17 protein-coding genes are annotated in these 17,611 nt (G+C 73.3%); 13 read left to right on the top strand and 4 right to left on the bottom strand.

What is annotated here, in order from left to right; all coding sequences use genetic code 11:
- Positions 1 to 422: 422 nt before the first annotated feature.
- Complete coding sequence (locus ACFP1K_RS21680) at positions 423 to 1,490, bottom strand: DUF3866 family protein (RefSeq protein ID WP_380756147.1); 1,068 nt, start codon at positions 1,488 to 1,490, stop codon at positions 423 to 425.
- 39 nt (positions 1,491 to 1,529) lie between these two features.
- Here ACFP1K_RS21680 and ACFP1K_RS21675 point away from each other — a divergent pair, with 39 nt between their 5' ends.
- The 7 genes from ACFP1K_RS21675 (at position 1,530) to ACFP1K_RS21645 (ending at position 8,698) form a co-directional block, all read left to right on the top strand.
- Entirely contained in the window at positions 1,530 to 2,474 is a 945-nt protein-coding gene (locus ACFP1K_RS21675) for a helix-turn-helix transcriptional regulator (protein WP_380756145.1), read from the top strand.
- 28 nt (positions 2,475 to 2,502) lie between these two features.
- The gene (locus ACFP1K_RS21670) at positions 2,503 to 3,459 is read left to right on the top strand and encodes a helix-turn-helix transcriptional regulator (RefSeq protein ID WP_380756143.1); all 957 of its coding nucleotides are present in this window, start codon (positions 2,503 to 2,505) and stop codon (positions 3,457 to 3,459) included.
- Between the two features lie 33 nt (positions 3,460 to 3,492).
- Positions 3,493 to 3,681, top strand: coding sequence for a hypothetical protein (locus ACFP1K_RS21665; RefSeq protein ID WP_380756141.1), 189 nt, complete (start codon positions 3,493 to 3,495; stop codon positions 3,679 to 3,681).
- A 64-nt stretch (positions 3,682 to 3,745) separates the two neighbouring features.
- The gene (gene tatA / locus ACFP1K_RS21660) at positions 3,746 to 4,060 is read left to right on the top strand and encodes a Sec-independent protein translocase subunit TatA (RefSeq protein ID WP_380756139.1); all 315 of its coding nucleotides are present in this window, start codon (positions 3,746 to 3,748) and stop codon (positions 4,058 to 4,060) included.
- Positions 4,061 to 4,102: 42 nt separating this feature from the next.
- Positions 4,103 to 4,966: a twin-arginine translocase subunit TatC gene (tatC, locus tag ACFP1K_RS21655; RefSeq protein WP_380756137.1), complete on the top strand. Its 864-nt coding sequence runs from the start codon at positions 4,103 to 4,105 to the stop codon at positions 4,964 to 4,966.
- A 49-nt stretch (positions 4,967 to 5,015) separates the two neighbouring features.
- Positions 5,016 to 5,903, top strand: a complete 888-nt coding sequence (locus ACFP1K_RS21650) for a diacylglycerol kinase (RefSeq protein WP_380756134.1) — start codon at positions 5,016 to 5,018, stop codon at positions 5,901 to 5,903.
- 50 nt (positions 5,904 to 5,953) lie between these two features.
- On the top strand, positions 5,954 to 8,698 hold the full coding sequence (locus tag ACFP1K_RS21645) for a DEAD/DEAH box helicase (RefSeq protein WP_380756131.1): 2,745 nt from the start codon (positions 5,954 to 5,956) through the stop codon (positions 8,696 to 8,698).
- Between the two features lie 12 nt (positions 8,699 to 8,710).
- Here the strand turns inward: ACFP1K_RS21645 and ACFP1K_RS21640 are convergent, their stop codons facing one another.
- Positions 8,711 to 10,156 carry an amidase gene (locus tag ACFP1K_RS21640; protein WP_380756129.1) on the bottom strand — a complete coding sequence of 482 codons (1,446 nt, stop codon included), beginning with the start codon at positions 10,154 to 10,156 and terminating at the stop codon, positions 8,711 to 8,713.
- Positions 10,157 to 10,284: 128 nt separating this feature from the next.
- Here ACFP1K_RS21640 and ACFP1K_RS21635 point away from each other — a divergent pair, with 128 nt between their 5' ends.
- Positions 10,285 to 10,863, top strand: coding sequence for a dihydrofolate reductase family protein (locus ACFP1K_RS21635; RefSeq protein ID WP_380756127.1), 579 nt, complete (start codon positions 10,285 to 10,287; stop codon positions 10,861 to 10,863).
- Positions 10,864 to 10,883: 20 nt separating this feature from the next.
- Here the strand turns inward: ACFP1K_RS21635 and ACFP1K_RS21630 are convergent, their stop codons facing one another.
- Positions 10,884 to 11,789, bottom strand: coding sequence for a 5'-3' exonuclease (locus ACFP1K_RS21630; protein ID WP_380756125.1), 906 nt, complete (start codon positions 11,787 to 11,789; stop codon positions 10,884 to 10,886).
- Positions 11,790 to 11,885: 96 nt separating this feature from the next.
- On the opposite strand from ACFP1K_RS21630, the gene ACFP1K_RS21625 reads away from it, so the two are divergent.
- The 3 genes from ACFP1K_RS21625 to ACFP1K_RS21615 are packed head-to-tail and all read left to right on the top strand — an operon-like array spanning position 11,886 to position 16,132.
- Positions 11,886 to 13,001: a M24 family metallopeptidase gene (locus ACFP1K_RS21625; RefSeq protein ID WP_449329156.1), complete on the top strand. Its 1,116-nt coding sequence runs from the start codon at positions 11,886 to 11,888 to the stop codon at positions 12,999 to 13,001.
- A gap of 15 nt (positions 13,002 to 13,016) precedes the next feature.
- Positions 13,017 to 14,174 (top strand): acyl-CoA dehydrogenase family protein, encoded by a 1,158-nt coding sequence (locus ACFP1K_RS21620; RefSeq protein ID WP_380756123.1) that lies wholly within the window; start codon positions 13,017 to 13,019, stop codon positions 14,172 to 14,174.
- A complete protein-coding gene (locus ACFP1K_RS21615; RefSeq protein WP_380756121.1) occupies positions 14,171 to 16,132 on the top strand; it encodes a hypothetical protein in 1,962 nt (653 codons plus the stop codon). The genes ACFP1K_RS21620 and ACFP1K_RS21615 overlap by 4 nt, the downstream gene beginning before the upstream one ends.
- Positions 16,133 to 16,166: 34 nt before the next feature.
- Here ACFP1K_RS21615 and ACFP1K_RS21610 read toward each other — a convergent pair whose 3' ends face one another.
- Complete coding sequence (locus ACFP1K_RS21610; RefSeq protein ID WP_380756119.1) at positions 16,167 to 16,619, bottom strand: protein-tyrosine phosphatase family protein; 453 nt, start codon at positions 16,617 to 16,619, stop codon at positions 16,167 to 16,169.
- Between the two features lie 97 nt (positions 16,620 to 16,716).
- Between ACFP1K_RS21610 and ACFP1K_RS21605 the strand changes: the two genes are divergently transcribed.
- Both ACFP1K_RS21605 and ACFP1K_RS21600 read left to right on the top strand, forming a co-directional pair.
- Entirely contained in the window at positions 16,717 to 17,040 is a 324-nt protein-coding gene (locus ACFP1K_RS21605) for an ArsR/SmtB family transcription factor (RefSeq protein ID WP_380756117.1), read from the top strand.
- Complete coding sequence (locus tag ACFP1K_RS21600) at positions 17,041 to 17,586, top strand: SRPBCC family protein (protein WP_380756115.1); 546 nt, start codon at positions 17,041 to 17,043, stop codon at positions 17,584 to 17,586.
- The last annotated feature ends 25 nt before the right edge of the window (positions 17,587 to 17,611 follow it).

Here is a 17,611-nt window from a genome sequence, read left to right as displayed (position 1 = left end):
GCGCTCGTCACGGGTTGCGGCGTGTGCGCGGGCGGAGGGGGCGCGGGTTTGGGCGGGCGGTGGTGGCCAAGCTGGTGAACGACAAGGGGTGGGCCAAGATCACCCCAACCGTGTAGGGGTTTTCCGTCCATTCACGACCAGTCACACCAAACACCTACATGGAACCGGCCAGCCAGAAGACACGCCGGGCCGGGCGCAGTACGGCGGCGCCGGGTTCGCCGTGCCACGTCCCGCCGTCGCGGCGCCGATCGAAGTCACAGCCGGCAGCGGCAGCTGGACGCCGACGGAAGTACGGCACAGCCCGATAATCGGCTCGCCGTACCACGTCCCGCCGACTCGGCACCGGTGAGCGAACCCCGACGAGGCGCCGCCGTCCGGTGGGCAAGCTGTGTGTGGCGGTGGTTGGCCGGTCGGTGATTCGGTCAGGTGAGCAGGGATGCGACGTGGCGGCCTGCCGCTGCGGCGGCGAGGAAGGACGCGGGGTCCTCTGTCAGGCCTCGGCCCATGGTGGAGAGGCGGACGGGGGACTTCTCCAGGGCCTTGTGCAGGCCGGTGATGGGGACGCGTATCAACTCGTGGCGGGTGGCCAGAGGAGCGGCCGCGGTGGTGACGCGTTCGCCGAAGGGGCCGGGCAGGTCGGGGACGATCACTTGGGCTCGGGCCAGGGCTACACGGCCGTAGGCGGTCAGGGAGTGGTGGGAGACGCCGAGGTGGCGGTCTCGGGTGTCGCCTTCGCTGACCCTTAGGGACGCGACGGGGCGGCCGTTGAGGGCGGCGGTCGCGTTGATGGCCTCACCGGCGGAGACGCCGGAGAAGCCCCATCGGGTGCCGGTCCCTAGGTTTCCCGGGCCCTGGGCGACGACGGCGACCTCGGCGTCCAGGACGTGCCGGGCGGCCAGGAGGCCCGTGTGCAGGGTCACGGCCTCGACGTCGCCGCCGAACGCCTGGCCGGTGCTCACGACGCCGCACAGCCAGCCGATCTCCCGTAGCCGGGCGGCGGCCATGGAGAACCACGCGGGCAGCGCGCCGCCGTCGGACATCACGTACGCCACCCGCACCCCGGGCCTGGCCTCGAACAAGCCGCACAGCACGGCGGGCAGCGCGGAGTGCAGGTCGGCCACCACCACCGGCATGCCGTCCAGGGAATCGGCGTCCCGCAGGACCTCGTGATACGGCGAACCCTGCTCGTCCGCACCGAGCACGGTCGCCTGCAGCGGGGTGTACCGCGCCTTGACCAGGTGCCCGGGGCCGGATGGATCTTCCGGCAAACGGTCGGGAATCGCCACGACCATGGCGTACCCTCCCGTACCAAGGCCCATCGCGAGCGCGGTCGTGTTCAGCAGCACCGTGTCGCCGGGCTCCGGGCGGCCCACCAGAGGGGGGTAGGCCAGCGCCCGGCAGTCACCCTCGGGCAGTGCCACGTCAAGTTCCATCGCGCCCGGCCACTCGCGCCGGACCGCGACCACCTCGCCCTTGCGCCATCTGATCACGCCGGAAAGGGTAGCGTTTTCCCCGGGAAAGGAGGCCCGATGTCCCGCCGGAAGACCGAGCGGCTGCTGAACCTCGTCATCTGTCTGCTCGCCACCCGGCGCCCGCTCAGCGCCGAGCAGATCCGCCACGCCGTCCCGGGCTACGACTCCGGCAACGACGAGGCCTTCCAGCGCATGTTCGAGCGCGACAAGACCGAGCTGCGCGAGATCGGCATCCCGATCGAGGTGCACCGCGACCCCTGGGAGGACGAGCCCGGCTACCGCATCGTGCGCCAGTCGTACGAGCTGCCGGAGATCACCCTGGAGGCGGACGAGGCCGCCGTGCTCGGCCTGGCCGCCCAGGTGTGGCAGCGCGCCACCCTGGCCGAGGCCGCGAGCGGGGCGCTGCTGAAGCTGCGGGCGGGCGGCGTGCAGACCGACGAGGACGCCGCGGGCCCGCTGGAGTTGCGGGTCGACACCCGTGACCCCGCCTTCCCGGCCCTGTGGGAGGCGGTGCGCGACCGGCGGGCCGTCCGGTTCGACTACCGCACCGCGGGCAGCGAGGTCGTGCTGACCCGCACTGTGGAGCCGTGGGGCGTGGTCAGCCGCCGCGGCCGGTGGTACGTCGTCGGCCACGACCACGAGCGCGACGCCCCGAGGGTGTTCCGGCTGAGCCGCATCTGCGGCCCGGTCGCCCCGGCGGGCCGCCCCGGCGCGGTGATCGTGCCGGACGGCGTGGACATCCGCTCCATGGTCGGCTACCGCGACAGCCTCCTGCCCGAGCGGGTCGCCACCCTGCGGGTCCGCGAGGGCACCTGCCAGTGGCTGCGCCAGGCGGGCGACGTCGCCCCGGGGAAGGACGGCTGGGACCTGGTCTCGCTGGTCTTCTCCGACCCCGAGTGGCTGGCGGGCTCGGTGGTCGGCTTCGCCGCCGACGCCGAGGTCCTCGACCCCCCGGACGCGCGCGACGCCGTGATCCGCCGCCTGAAGGGAGCCATGGCGTGACCGCCCGACGGCGAGGGGGGACGCGGGCATGAGCACCGCCGACCGGCTGCCGCGCCTGCTGGCGCTGGTGCCCTATCTGATGTCGCACCCGGGGGCCCAGGTCCCCGAGGTGGCCAAGCTGTTCGGCCTGACCGAGAAGCAGCTGGTGGACGATCTCCAGCTGGTGTGGATGTGCGGGCTGCCCGGCCACACCCCCGGCGACCTCATCGACGTCTCCTGGGACGGCGGCGAGATCCTCATCGACAACGCCGAGACGATCGCCCGGCCGCTGCGCCTCGGCGTCGACGAGGCAAGCGCCCTGCTGGTGGCGCTGCGCATGCTCGCCGAGCGCCCCGAGTTCGCCGAGGGCGACGCACTTGCCCGGGTCATCGCCAAGCTGGAGCGGGCGGCGGGGGAGGGCGCGGCGGCGGTGAGCAGCCAGGTCGCGTTCGAGCTGGACGCCGCGCCGGACGGCATCGCCACCGTCACCGACGCCCTGCGCAAGGGCCGCCGCGTGTCCCTGCGCTACTACGTGCCGGGGCGCGACGAGATCACCCCGCGCGAGGTCGACCCCACCCGCCTGGTGATGGTGGACGGCCGCTCCTACCTCGAGGGCTGGTGCTACCGCGCCGACGGCATGCGGTTGTTCCGGCTGGACCGCATGATCGGCGTCACGATGCTGGAGGTCGCGGCCGACCCCCCGGCGGAGGCCGAGCCGATCGACGTCACCGACGGCGTCTTCCGTCCCTCGCCCACCGACGAGCTGGTGGAGCTCGAGCTGACCGCCGTGGGCCGCTGGGTCGCCGAGTACTACCCCTGTGAAGAGATCGCCGAGCTCGGCGAGGGCCGCCTGCGCGTCACCCTGCGCGCCCGCGACCAGGGCTGGCTGGTACGGCTGGCGCTGCGCCTGGGCGACGGCGGCCGGGTCGTCTCCCCGGCGTCCCTGGCCGCCCGGGTCCGCGAGCAGGCCAAGGCCGCCCTCTCCCACTACGAGTCCGTCGGCTGACCGCGAGGGCTCCGTTCGGTACAGTGCCGGGTCATGACGTGGATCTACGGCGCGGTGGCGCTCGGTGTCGCCGGGGTGGTGCCGCTGGTGGTGCTGACCGCACGGCTGCTGGTGTCGGCCCGGCGGCTCACGGATGAAATCGAGCGGGCCACCTCGCGTCTTGAGCCTGCACGGGCACGTCTGCGCGCGGCCGGCGGCGGTTCCAGAAGCCAGGAGGGGTGAAGGAAGTCGTCACGGCAGCGTACGATCGTGCTGAGACGCAGATCGCCCGGCATAAGGAAGTGTCATGCCCAGTCTTGGTCCCATGGAATGGATCCTCATTCTGCTGGTCCTCATCCTCCTGTTCGGCGCCAAGAAGCTGCCCGACACCGCCAAGGCGCTCGGCCAGTCGCTCCGGCTGTTCAAGAAGGAGACGACCAAGCTGAACGACGAGGACGCCGCCGCGCCCGCTCCGGCGCCCGCCCCGGTCACCGTCCAGCAGCCCTCCCTGCCGCCCGCCGGCCCCTCCGTCGAGGACCGCCTGCGCACGCTCGAGGAGGAGAACGCCCGCCTGCGCGCCACCGCCCCGGCCCAGGCGCCCAAGGACCAGGGCACGGCCTGATCCTCCCCCCACCCCGACCGCTCGCGAGATCAGGACGCCAACATGGCACTGCTGAAACGGTCACGCCCGGCCGATGACGGCCAGGCCGCTGCTCCCGACGTCGACGGGCGCATGCCCCTGATGGAGCACCTGCGCGAGCTGCGCAACCGGCTGGCCAAGGCCGTCCTCGGCCTCGTCCTCGGCACCGTGGTGGGGTTCACGTTCTTCGACCGCCTGTGGACCTTCATGACCGGCCCCTACTGCCGGCTGCCCGAGGCCCGCAAGCTGAAGCCGGGGGAGTGCACCCTGGTCGTCCAGGGTGTCTTCGAGGGGTTCATGGTGAACCTCCAGGTGGCCCTGATGTTCGGCGCGGTGGTCTCGGCGCCGATCTGGCTGTACCAGCTGTGGGCCTTCGTGACCCCGGGCCTCTACCGCAACGAGCGGCGTTACTCCCTGAGCTTCGTCGCGCTGGCGGTGCCGCTGTTCGTCGCGGGCGCGGCCCTGGCGTACCTCACGATGGACAAGGGCCTGTCGCTGCTGCTCGGCTTCGCGCCCGGCAACGTCATCCCGCTGATCAGCATGGACCAGTACGTCGGCTTCCTGATGGCGATGCTCGTGATCTTCGGGTTGTCGTTCGAGCTGCCGCTGCTGCTGGTCTTCCTCAACCTCATCGGGGTGCTGCGGTTCAGCCTGGTGAAGAAACACCAGCGTCTGGTGATCTTCCTGATGTTCGTGTTCGCCGCGGTGGCCACGCCCAGCCAGGACCCCGTGACCATGCTCGCCCTGGCGTTGCCCATGGTCGGCATGTTCCTGATCGCCGAGGCCATCATGTTCGCCCACGACCGCAAGGCGGACCGCCTGGAGGCCGAGCGGCAGCGCGCGCTGGACGAAGAACTGGACGGCACGACCACCGCCGGCACCGACTGACCCCGCCGTAACCCTGGATTTGCCGGGCTTGGCTGGATATGTTCCGGCTGTGGCAGGTGAGCTGGTCGTTCTGGTGAATCCCGCGGCGAACGGTGGCCGCACCCTGCGCATGCTCGACCCGGTGGTGCGCCGCCTGCGTGAGGGCGAGCTGCCGGTGTCGGTGATCATGGGCACCACCGCCGAGGACGCGCTGGCACGCGCGTGCCTGGCCGTGGCCGAGGGCCCCGAGGCGCTGGTCGCGTTCGGCGGCGACGGCCTGGTCCACCTCGCCCTGCAGGCCGTGGCGGGCACCGACGTGCCGCTCGGCATCATCCCGGCCGGCACCGGCAACGACATCGCCGACGCCCTCGGCATCCCGAAGAAGGACCCGCTGGCCGCCGCCGGCATCGTCGTCGCCGGCGCGACCCGCGTCGTGGACGCCGTCAGGGTCGGCGGGGAGGAGTGGTTCGCCGGGGTGATGGCCTGCGGCTTCGACTCCAGGGTCAACGAGCGGGCCAACCAGATGACCCGCCCCTCCGGGACGGCCAAGTACCTCCTCGCCATGGTGCAGGAGCTGCGCTCGTTCTCCCCCGTGCCGTTCCGCCTCACCGTCGACGGCGAGGTGATCGAGCGGGACGCCATGCTGGTGGCCGTCGCCAACACCCGCTCCTACGGCGCCGGGATGCGGGTCTGCCCGCACGCCGAGCCCGACGACGGGCTGCTGGACGTGATGATGGTCGGGGACATGCCGACGTCCGCGTTCCTGCGGCTCTTCCCCCGGGTGTACCGCGGCAGCCACCTCGGCCACCCGGCGATCGTCACGCTGCGCGGCAAGGAGGTCACCCTGGAGGCGCCCGGCGTGGTCGCGTACGCCGACGGCGAGCGCCTCGGGCCGCTGCCGCTGACCTGCGCCGTCCACCCGGGAGCGCTGCGTGTGCTGGCCCCGGGCGGGTCCTGATCGTCGCGGGCCGAACGGACTCGAATGCTGTTGTCGGTAGGCTGAAGCGCATGACGACGCCTGCGGAACGCTACGCCGCCTTCCGGGAGAAGCACGCCGGCAGCGGGCCAGCGCTCACGTCCTTCCGCAAGCTGTACGACTTCGACCTGGACGAGTTCCAGACCGACGCCTGCCAGGCGCTCGAAGCGGGTGACGGCGTGCTGGTGGCGGCCCCCACCGGCTCGGGCAAGACGGTCGTCGGCGAGTTCGCCGTCCACCTGGCCCTTGAGCAGGGCAGCAAGTGCTTCTACACCACCCCGATCAAGGCGTTGTCCAACCAGAAGTACAACGACCTGGTGCGCCGCTACGGCGCCGCCAAGGTCGGGCTGCTCACCGGGGACAACAGCGTCAACGGCGAGGCGCCCATCGTCGTCATGACCACCGAGGTGCTGCGCAACATGCTCTACGCGGGGTCCTCGACCCTCGCCGGGCTCAGCCACGTGGTCATGGACGAGGTCCACTACCTCGCCGACCGGTTCCGCGGCGCCGTCTGGGAAGAGGTGATCATCCACCTGCCCGAGTCGGTGCGCGTGGTCGCCCTGTCCGCCACGGTCAGCAACGCCGAGGAGTTCGGCGAGTGGCTGGGCGAGGTACGCGGCGACACCACGGTCATCGTCGACGAGCACCGGCCGGTCCCGCTGTGGCAGCACATGATCGTCGGCGACCAGCTGTACGACCTGTTCGTGGACGAGGACAACCGGCCGCGGATCAACCCCGGCCTGATGCGCATCTCCCGCGACGAGCAGCGCCTGGCGCAGGCCCGCGGGCGGCGCGGCTACTCCCGGCCCCGCCGGTCCGCGTCGGTCACGGGCCGTTCGGACACGATCGAGCGGCTGGACGCCGAGGGGCTGCTGCCCGCGATCACCTTCATCTTCTCCCGCGCCGGGTGCGACGCCGCCGTCATGCAGTGCCTGCACGCCGGGATCCGGCTCACCACCGACAGCGAGCGCCACGAGATCCGCCAGATCGTCGACGAGCGCACCGCCCACCTGCCCGACGAGGACCTCGCGGTGCTCGGCTACCTCGAGTGGCGCGACTGCCTGGAGCGGGGCCTCGCGGCCCACCACGCCGGCATGCTGCCCGCGTTCAAGGAGGTCGTCGAGGAGCTGTTCACCCGCGGCCTGGTCAAGGCCGTGTTCGCCACCGAGACCCTGGCGCTCGGCATCAACATGCCCGCCCGGTCGGTGGTGATCGAGAAGCTCGACAAGTGGAACGGCGAGACCCACGCCGACCTGACCCCGGGGGAGTACACCCAGCTCACCGGGCGGGCCGGGCGGCGCGGCATCGACGTCGAGGGGCACGCGGTGGTGCTCTGGCAGCCGGGCACCGACCCCGTCGCGGTCGCCGGCCTGGCCAGCACCCGCACCTACCCGCTGCGCTCCAGCTTCCGGCCGTCGTACAACATGGCGGTCAACCTCGTCGGCCAGGTGGGGCGGGAACGGGCCCGCACGCTGCTGGAGGCGTCGTTCGCCCAGTTCCAGGCCGACCGGGCGGTGGTCGGCATCGCCAAGCAGGTGAGGCGGGCCGAGGAGGCGCTGGACGGGTACGCCGAGGCGATGACCTGCCACCTCGGCGACTTCCAGGAGTACGCCCGGCTGCGCAGGGAGCTTTCCGACCGCGAGTCCGAGCTGTCGCGGCAGCGCGGCACGGCGCGGCGCGCCCAGGCGATGCGGTCGCTGGAGGCGCTGCGGCCCGGCGACGTGATCCGCGTGCCCGGCGGGCGGCGGGCCGGGCTGGCGGTGATCCTGGACCCGGGGCTCACCATGCGCACCGAGGGGCCCTCGCCGCTGGTGCTGACCATCGGCAAGCAGGTCAAGCGGCTGTCGGCGGCCGACTTCCCGGTGCCGGTGGAGCCGCTGGAGCGCCTGCGCATCCCCAAGGGGTTCAACCCCCGCGCCCCCAAGGACCGCGCCAACCTCGTGGCCACCCTGCACGCCAAGATCGGCGACCGGGACCTCGGCCGCCCCGCGCGGGTCCGCGACCACGACGCCGAGAACACCCCCGGCGCCACCCCCGGCAGCCCCGAGTGGCAGATCGCCGAGCTCCGCCGCGAGCTGCGCGCCCACCCGTGCCACGGCTGCGACGAGCGCGAGGACCACGCCCGCTGGGCCGAGCGGTACTACAAGCTGCTGCGCGAGACCGAGGGCCTGCGCCGCCGCATGGAGAGCCGCTCCCACGTCATCGCCCGCACCTTCGACCGGGTCTGCGGCGTGCTGGACGAGCTCGGCTACCTCGACGGCGAGACCGTCACCCCGCAGGGCCGCCGCCTCGCCCAGCTGTACACCGAGCTCGACCTGCTCACCGCCGAGTGCCTGCGCGGCGGCGTCCTGGACGACCTCGACCCCGCCGAGCTGGCGGCGTGCGTCTCGTCCCTGGTCTACGAGTCCCGCCAGGCCGACGACGCCCGCCAGCCCAAGATCCCCGTCGGCCGCACCAAGGACGCCCTGGCCGCCATGGTCCGCATCTTCGCCGACCTGGAGAACATCGAGCGCGACCACGCCCTCTCGTTCGTCCGCGAACCCGACCTGGGCTTCGCCTGGGCCACCTACCGCTGGGCCCGGGGCCACAACCTCGACGCCGTCCTCACCGAGAACGACCTGGCCGCCGGCGACTTCGTCCGCTGGACCAAGCAACTCCTGGACCTCCTGGACCAGCTCGCCAAGGCATCTCCCCAGGGCTCCAAGGTCCGCCACAACGCCACCAAGGCCGTGGACTCCCTCCGCCGCGGCGTGGTCGCCTACTCCTCCGTCGGCTGACCCCCACCCTCCTTACCGCGTCCCCGGCGGCCGGCCGTCACCGGCGTGGTCGCGGGAGGCGAGGAGCGGGGTCAGGGGAGTGAGGGACGGGGTGCCGGTCTCGACGGCGGAGGCGGCGTCCAGGCAGAGGTCCTCGCGGAAGCGGGGGGCGATGATCTGGACGGCCTGGGGGAGGCCTCCGGACGTGCCGGTGGGGACGGTGACGGCGGGGAGGCCGAGGAGGTTCACGGCCACCGTTGCGCGCAGGGCGGCGGGCCAGCCGGAGAGCCACCCGGGGTCCAGGTCGGTGCCGACCCGGAACGGCGGGAGGGCGCAGACGGGGGCGAGCAGCAGAGGCGTGTGGGTCATCCACTCGGCCCAGGCGGCGACCAGGGCGGCGCGTTCCATCATCGGGTCGAAGGCGCGCTCGCCCGCCGCACGGTTCCAGGTCTCCTCGAAGGCCGCCCAGAAACGGACGAACCCCTCGGACGCGACCGTCTCGACCGGCGGCTGCTCCTCGTGCACCCGCCCGTAGGCGGACATGATCTGGGTGTGCAGCTCGGCCGCCCGGACCAGCGCGGGCGGCGTGCGCTCCTCCACGAGATATCCGGCCCCGGCGAGCAGCCCGGCCGCCCGCCGCACCGCGCCCGACTCATCCCCGTCCCCCGGGCCGGACCCGATCACGGCTACCCGTAGGGGAGCGGCCGGGCCGGGCCCCCGCAGAGGCACCGGCGCGTACCAGGGGTCGGCGTCCCCGGGCCCGCCGCACATGTGGGCGAACGCCAGCCGCAGGTCCTCCACCCGTCGCGCGATCACGCCGTGCACGCCGAGCAGCTGGAACGCGAACGGCATCGGCCGCCGCGAGCCGGGCCCCGCCTGGGCCACCCGGCCGAGTGAGGGCTTCAGCGCCGCGACCCCGCAGCACCGGGCCGGCCACCGCAGCGACCCCGCCCCGTCGTTCCCCATGCCGAGCGCCGCCATCCCCGTCGCGACGGCCACCGCGTCGCCGCCGCTGGACCCGCCCGGCGTGTGCCCCGCCGACCACGGGTTGCGGGTGGCGCCCCGGAGCGCGTTGTCGGTGTGCCAGCGCATCCCGAACTCCGGCATGTTCCCCCGCCCGATCGGGATCGCCCCGGCGGCCCGCAGCTGCGCGATGTGCGGCGCGTCCCGGACGGCCACCGCGTCCCGCAGCGCCTCGATCCCGAACGTCGTCGCCGACCCCGCCACGTCGATGTTCTCCTTCACCGTCATCGGCACCCCCGCCAGCGCCCCCGCCGCCTCCCCCCGCCGCAGCGCCCGGTCGGTCTCGTCCGCCGCCCCCAGCGCCGCGTCCCCGAGCACCACCGTGACCGCGTTGACCTGCCCCCCGACCTCCTCGATCCGCCCCAGATGCGCCTCCACGACCTCCCGGCACGACACCCGCCGCTCCCCGACCATCCCCGCCAGCTCCCTGGCGCCCATCTCCCAGAGCTCCGCCATCTCGCCCTCCTCGCGCTCGCCGTGCCGAGGAATCTAGGAGCATGGACGGGAAATCATCAGTCTTGTTCTTTCCGCCGGCCTCAGCCACCCGGCGAAGGAGCAGGCGGAAGACTCGACGAGGAGTTGTCATGAGCACCGTGGTGATGCACAACGTGGTGTCGGTGGACGGGTTCATCGCCGACGCGGACGATCAGGTCGGCCCGCTGTTCGACTGGTACGGAAACGGCGAAACCGAGCTCGTCGACGGCGCCTCGATGAAGGTCTCGCGGGTCTCGGCCGAGTACGTCCGGCCGATATGGGCGGCCATCGGCTCCATGGTGATCGGGCGCCACCTGTTCGACATGACCAACGGCTGGGAGGGCTCGCCCCCGGCGGGCGACCACGTGGTCGTGGTGTCGCACCGTCCCAAGCCCGACGGGTGGCACCCCGAGGCGTCGTACCACTTCGTCGCCGACGTGGCACAGGCGGTCGCCAAGGCCAAGGAGCTCGCGGGGGACCGCACCGTCGCCGTGGCGGCGGGCGACGTCGGCGGGCAGGCACTCGCCCTCGGCCTGGTGGACGAGGTGGCGATGGATGTGGTGCCCGTGGTCTTCGGCTCGGGCAAGAGGTACTTCGGGTCGGTCGACGGCCAGCACCTGCTGGAGGACCCGCACACGGTGATCCAGGGCGACCGGGTGATGCACCTGGCCTTCCGGGTCCGCCGCTAGGAGCTCACGACCGGTGCCGGCTACGCGGACAGCGTGGCCAGCAGGCGGTTCAGCGGCCCGTCCAGGCCGTAGCGGTCGGCGAGGGCCACCAGGGCGGCCGGGTCGCGGGGTTTGACCGGGACGGTGAGGTCGACGTCGGGGAGCGGGGCGTCGTGGGCGACCTTGACGACGGCGGGCGCCACGGACAGGTAGTCGCGGGCGGCGGTGAGGCGGGCGCGGCTTCCGGCCGGGAAGCCGTCCGTCACGCCGTCGTCGAGGGCCCGCAGGAGGGCGGTCAGGGAGCCGAAGCGGGTGATCAGGGCGGCGGCCGTCTTGTCGCCCACCCCGGGGACGCCGGGGAGGCCGTCGCTGGGGTCGCCGCGCAGGGTGGCGAAGTCGGCGTAGGCGCGGCCGGGGATGCCGTACTTGGCGGCGACCGCCGCCTCGTCGATCACCTGGAGATTACGAATCCCCTTTATCGTGTAAAGGACGCGGCACGGTTTCACGTCGTCCACCAGCTGGAACAGGTCCCGGTCGCCGGTGACGATGTCCACCGCGCCGGTGGCGCGGGCCGCGCAGGTGCCGATGACGTCGTCGGCCTCGTACCCGGGCACGCCGATGCGGGCCACGCCCAGGGCGTCCAGGACCTGCTCGATCACCGGGACCTGGGGGGCCAGGGTGTCGGGGACCTGTTCCTCGTCGCCTTGCGCCACCCGGTGCAGCTTGTAGCTCGGGATCGCCTCCACCCGGAAGGCGGGGCGCCAGTCGGCGTCCATGCACGCCACCAGCTCGCCGGGGGAGTGGGCCCGGACCAGGGTGCCGATCATGTCGATCAGGCCGCGGACGGCGTTGACCGGCATGCCGTCCGGAGCGCGCATCGACTCGGGGATGCCGTAGTAGGCCCGGAAGTACAACGACGGCGTGTCGAGAAGCATCAGCCCTGCCATGCGCCTCATCCTCGCAGCCCACACCGACAATCGGCGACTCGCGGCCCGCGGGACCGGGTTGAACCGGGGCCGGCGGGGTGCAATACATTGGGCGGTGTGACCATCACGACCTCTGATCTGTTCCCGGCGACCCGCGTGGCGGCGCTGCGTGAGGCGACCGCCGCGGCCGGGATCGACGCCCTGCTGCTCACCCCCGGCCCGGACCTCCGGTACGCCACCGGCTACGACGCCCACCCGCTGGAGCGGCTCACCTGCCTGGTCGTGCGGGCCGAGGGGGAGCCGTTCATGGTGGTGCCGCGGCTGGAGCTGCCCGCCGCCGAGCACTCCCCGGCCGGCCGGCTCGGGCTGGAGTTCGTCCCCTGGGAGGAGACCGAGGACCCCTTCGCCCTGGTGGCCCGCCGCCTCGGCGCGGTGGAGACCGTCGGCCTCGCCGACCGCATGTGGGCGATGCACTCGCTGCGCATCCGCGACGCGCTGCCGGGCGCCCGCCAGGCCCTCGCCGGGCCGGTGATCGGCACGCTGCGCAAGAGCAAGAGCCCCGCCGAGGTCGCCGCGCTGCGCGAGGCGGGCGCCGCCATCGACTCCGTGCACGCTCAGGTGCCGTACTTCCTCAAGGCGGGCCGCACCGAGCGCGAGGTCGGCAAGGACATCGCCGCCGCGATCATCGCGGCCGGGCACGTCACCGCCGACTTCGTCATCGTGGGCTCGGGCCCGAACGGCGCCAGCCCGCACCACGAGCTGTCCGACCGCGTGATCCAGCCCGGCGACCCGGTGGTGGTGGACATCGGCGGCCGCATGCCGAGCGGCTACTGCTCCGACTCCACCCGCACCTACTGCGTCGGCGAGCCGCCCGCCGACTTCGCGGCCTACTACGAGGTGCTGCGCCGCGCCCAGGACGCCGCGTGCGAGGCCGTGCGCCCCGGGGTGTCCTGCGAGTCGATCGACACCACCGCCCGCGAGATCATCGCCGACGCCGGCTACGGCGACCGCTTCATCCACCGCACCGGCCACGGCATCGGCCTGGAGACTCACGAGGACCCCTACATCGTCTCGGGCAACACCGAGCCGCTGGTCCCCGGCTACGCCTTCTCCGTCGAGCCCGGCGTGTACATCCCGGGCCGCCACGGCGCCCGCATCGAGGACATCGTGGTGTGCACCGAGACCGGTGTCGAGCGCCTCAACGACCGCCCCCGCGACCTCGTCGTGGTCTGACCCCAGGAGCCCCCCATGCCGGTCGACCGCACGCTGCCCACCCCCGAGGCGCACGACCTGCTCGACCTGGTCCGCGACCTGATCGCCAAGGAGGTGGCGCCGCGCGCCGCCGGCGACGAGGCCGAGGGCCGGTTCCCCCGCGAGGTGTTCACCACCCTCGGCCGCTCGGGGCTGCTCGGCCTGCCCTACCCCGAGGAGTACGGCGGCGCGGCCCAGCCGTACGAGGTGTACCTCCAGGTGGTGGAGGAGCTGGCCGGCGCGTTCCTCGCCGTCGGGCTGGGCCTGTCGGTGCACACCCTGTCGTGCTTCCCGATCGCCGCGTACGGCACGGCGGAGCGGCGGGCCGAGCTGCTGCCCGGCATGCTCGGCGGCGAGACGCTCGGCGCGTACTGCCTGTCGGAGCCGCAGTCCGGCTCCGACGCCGCCGCGCTCACCACCAAGGCCGTGCCGGACCCCGAGGGCGGCTGGGCCGTGGACGGCGTGAAGGCGTGGACCACCCACGGCGGCGTGGCCGACTTCTACACCCTGATGGCCCGCACCTCCGGCGACGGCGCCCGCGGCATCTCCTGCTTCCACGTCCCGGCGACCGCAGAGGGACTGTCGTTCGGGCGTCCCGAGCGCAAGATGGGCATGCGCTCCTCCCCGACCGCGCAGGTCCGCCTGGACGGCGTGCGGCTCCCCGCCGAGGCCCTGACCGGCGCCGAGGGCGAGGGCTTCCGCATCGCCATGGCGGCCCTGGACGGCGGCCGCCTCGGCATCGCCGCCTGCGCCGTCGGCGTCGCGCAGGCCGCCCTGGACACCGCCGTCTCCTACGCCCGCGAGCGCCACCAGTTCGGCTCCCGCATCGCCGACCTCCAGGGACTCGGCTTCATGCTCGCCGACATGGCCACCCAGATCACCGCCGCCCGCGCGCTCTACCTGGAGGCCGCCCGCCTCCGCGACGCCGGCCGCCCGTACGGTACCCAGGCCGCCATGGCCAAGCTGTTCGCCAGCGACGCCGCCATGAAGGTCACCACCGACGCCGTCCAGGTCCTCGGCGGCTACGGCTACGTCGAGGACTTCCCGGCCGAACGCCTCATGCGCGAGGCCAAGGTCCTCCAGATCGTCGAGGGCACCAACCAGATCCAGCGCCTCGTCATCTCCCGCGCCCTCACCAAGCCCGCCACGGCATGACCCCGCGCGGCTCGCGCAGGGAGAGCCGCAGGCGCGCCGCCCTGCGCAAGCTGATCGGGCGGTTCGCGGGCGCCGACTCGTGGGGCGAGTCCCGCCGCATCGTGGAGCGGCACCCCGAGTTGCTGTCCGGCACGGCCGACGAGGTGCTGGCGGAGTGGATCGGCGCCGAGGACGACCCGCACACCGTGCGGGTGCTGGTCTACCACCGCGACCTGCTGCGCGCCGTCCGGCGGGACGGCGTGGACGCGGCGTTCGCCGCGGTGCTCACCGACGGCGTGCCCGAGGGGCTGCGGGACGCGTGGCGGGCGGCGGTGGAGGCCCGGGAGGTCGTGGAGGCGGGCGGCGACGGCGCGGCCAGGGACCGGGCGTTCGCCCTGCTGTCCGCGCTGACCGGGCACCCGCTGTTCCCCGAGGCGCCCGCGTCCGGGCGCGCCACGATGACGTACGTGCTCGGCCTGGCGGCCATGGAACGCTTCCACGTCCGCGCCGACGACGCCACCCTCGACCTGTCCGTCACCGCCTTCCAGGCCTGCGCCGACGCCACCCCCGAGGAGTCCCCTGACCGCCCCGACCACCTGGCCGCGCTCGGCAACGTCCTCGGCATCCGCTACGAGCGGCGCGGAGCCCCCGGCGACCTGCGCGCGGCCGTCGGCGCCGTCGCCGCGGCGGTCCGGCTGCTCGGCCCGCAGGCGGACCGCCGGCCGATCATCCTGCACGACCTAGCCGTGCACCTCGGGATGCTCTACGAACTCGACGGCGACCCCGACCTCCTGGACGAGGCCATCGAGGCCTCCTGGCGCGCCGTCGCCGCCGACGACACCCCCACCCCGCACTTCCTCGGCAACCTGGCCAACTGCCTGACCACCCGCTACGAGCGCAGCGGCGCCCTGGCCGACCTGGACAACGCCGTACGAACCGCCGAACACGGCCTTGCCGCCGCCCTGGGCACCGCCGAGCGCGGCTTTGCCCCCGCCGAGGGCACCGCCGAGCGCGGCCTGGCCGCCGCCGAGGGATCCCCCGAGGCCGCCATGGCCCGCGGCACCCTGGGCCACGTCCTGCAGCTGCACCACGCCCGCACCCGCGACCGCGCCACCCTGGACCGCGCCGTGCGCCTCCTGCGCCGCGCCGCCTCCGACCTCCCCGCCGAGTCGATGTACCTCCCCGTCTGCCTGGGCAACCTCGGCATCGCCCACCTGACCCGCTTCGAGGGGGGCGCCGGCTGGGAGGCCCTGGAGTCGGCGGAGTCCGCCTTCACCCGGGCCCTGGCCGCCTGCCCCCCACGCTCCCCCCAGGCCGCGTTCCTCTGGAACGGCCTCGGCCTCACCCTCCTGGCCCGCAACCCCCCCGAACGGGCGGCCCCCGGCGCCCTGGACGGTGCCATCCGGGCCTTCACCGAGGCCGTACGCAACGCCCCCGCCACCGGCCACGTCCGCCCCGCCGTCCGCGCCAACCTGGCCCTCGCCCACAGCCGCTCCTACGACGCCGGCGGCCACTGGACCGACCTGGCCGCAGGCGTGGCGTCCTACCGCCAGGCCTGCGCGGAGGCCCTGGACCGCCAGGTGGAGATAGCCCTGGAAACCTCCCGCCTCTGGGCCGCCTGGGCCGCCACCCGCGCCTCCTGGCCCGAAGCGGCCCAGGCCTACCGCATCGCCCTGGAAGCCACCCACCAGATCTTCCGCCGCCAGCACACCCGCACCGCCCGCGAAACCTGGCTGCACACCGGCAAAGACCTCTCAGCCGAAGCCGCCCACGCCCTGATAAACGCCTCCGCCCCCCAAGAAGCCGCCACCGCCCTGGAATCCGGCCGCGCAAGACTCCTCTCCGAGTCCCTGACCGACCCCACCCGCCTCCACGCCCACATCGGCACCCTGGCCACCCGCTACGAAGCCGCCTCCCACCGCGTCCACGCCCTGGAACACGGCCGCTTCGCCACCGCGCCGTCCGGAGGCGGCGCGTGACGGCCGGCGGCCGGTGCGGGCGTACGGGTGAGGGTCACCGCTCGGCGGTGGGGTTCGCGGCGAACCACGCGATCCATCGCCGCTGCCAGGGGGTCTCGACCGCCCGCGGGTGATGGTGTTCGCGCACCCAGGCGAGGGCCTCGTCCGGGGACAGGCCCGTGAGGGTCACCATGCAGGCCAGGACGGTGCCGGTGCGGCCCACGCCGCCGCCGCAGGCCACCTCTGCGGAGGTGCCCGCTCGGGCGCGGTCGTGCAGGGAGGTGATGGCGCGGGCGGCGGTGTGGCGGTCCGCGGGGAGCAGGAAGTCGGGCCAGGGGATCCAGTCGCAGGGCCACTGGAGGGTGGCCTGGTGGCGGCGGCGGAGGCGGGTGGAGCCCAGGTAGAGGCCGTAGGCGGGGGTGGGGCCGGCGGGGAGGGGATCGCGCAGGCCGCGGCCGCGTATCCACGTGCCGTCGGGGAGTCGCAGCGCGCCGGTCAGTCTTGTCATGCGGTCATTCTCCCGGGGGCGGTGGATCTTTGCAGACGATGGCGTCTCTCGTGTACATGCCTTGTCAGGTATATGCTTGGTGAGGCATACTGTGAGGGTGTCCGATGTGATCTGGGCTGTGCTGGTCGACGGTAAGCGGCGGGCGATGCTGGAGCTGTTGCGGCAGGGGCCGCGGGGGGTGGGGGAGTTGGGGGGGGAGCTTGGGATGAGTCAGCCTGCTACCTCCAAGCATTTGCGGGTGTTGCGGGACGCTGGGTTTGTGCGGGTTACGCGGGAGGCGCAGCGGAGGATCTATGTGCTCGATCCGGGGCCGTTGGTGGAGCTGGACGCTTGGCTGGCGCCTTATCGGCGGTTGTGGAACGAGCGGCTGGACGCGCTGGGGCGGCATCTCGACATGAGCGGGACTTCCGAGGAGGACTGAATGGATCGCGGGACCTATATCGAGTACCACGGGCGGCCGGCGGTGCGGTTCGAGCGTACGTACGGGCATCCGGTGGAGAGGGTGTGGGAGGCGGTGGCGACTCCGGAGGGGCTGGCGCACTGGTTTCCCTCGGCGGTGGCGCTGGAGCCTTACGTGGGGGGGAAGATCACCTTTTCCGGCGATCCGAACATGGAGGGGACGACGGGGGAGGTCCTGGAGTTCGAGCCGCCTCGGAGGCTCGCCTTCAGCTGGTCGGGCGACGAGTTGCGCTTCGAGCTCGAGGCGGTGGACGGCGGGTGCCGGTTCACGCTGATCAACGTGCTGGAGGCCCGGGACACGGCGGCGCGCAACGCCGCGGGGTGGACCGTCTGCCTCGCCGAGCTGGGCGGGCACCTGGCGGGGGAGCCGGTGGCGGGGCCGCACTCGGAGTCGGCGACGCCGTGGCGGCCTGTCTACGAGGAATACGTCGCGTCGGGGATGCCTTCGGGGGCACCGATTCCCGGCGAAGAGGACGAGCACGGCGAACAGGGCGAGCACGGCGAGTAGCCGGGCGAGTAGCCGGACGAGTAGC

Origin of the sequence: Sphaerisporangium aureirubrum (assembly GCF_042658925.1) — a bacterium.
GTDB classification, from domain to species: Bacteria; Actinomycetota; Actinomycetes; order Streptosporangiales; family Streptosporangiaceae; genus Sphaerisporangium; species Sphaerisporangium aureirubrum.
The sequence above is the reverse complement of the archived record's forward strand: the minus strand, read 5'-3'. Positions and strand labels throughout refer to the sequence as shown.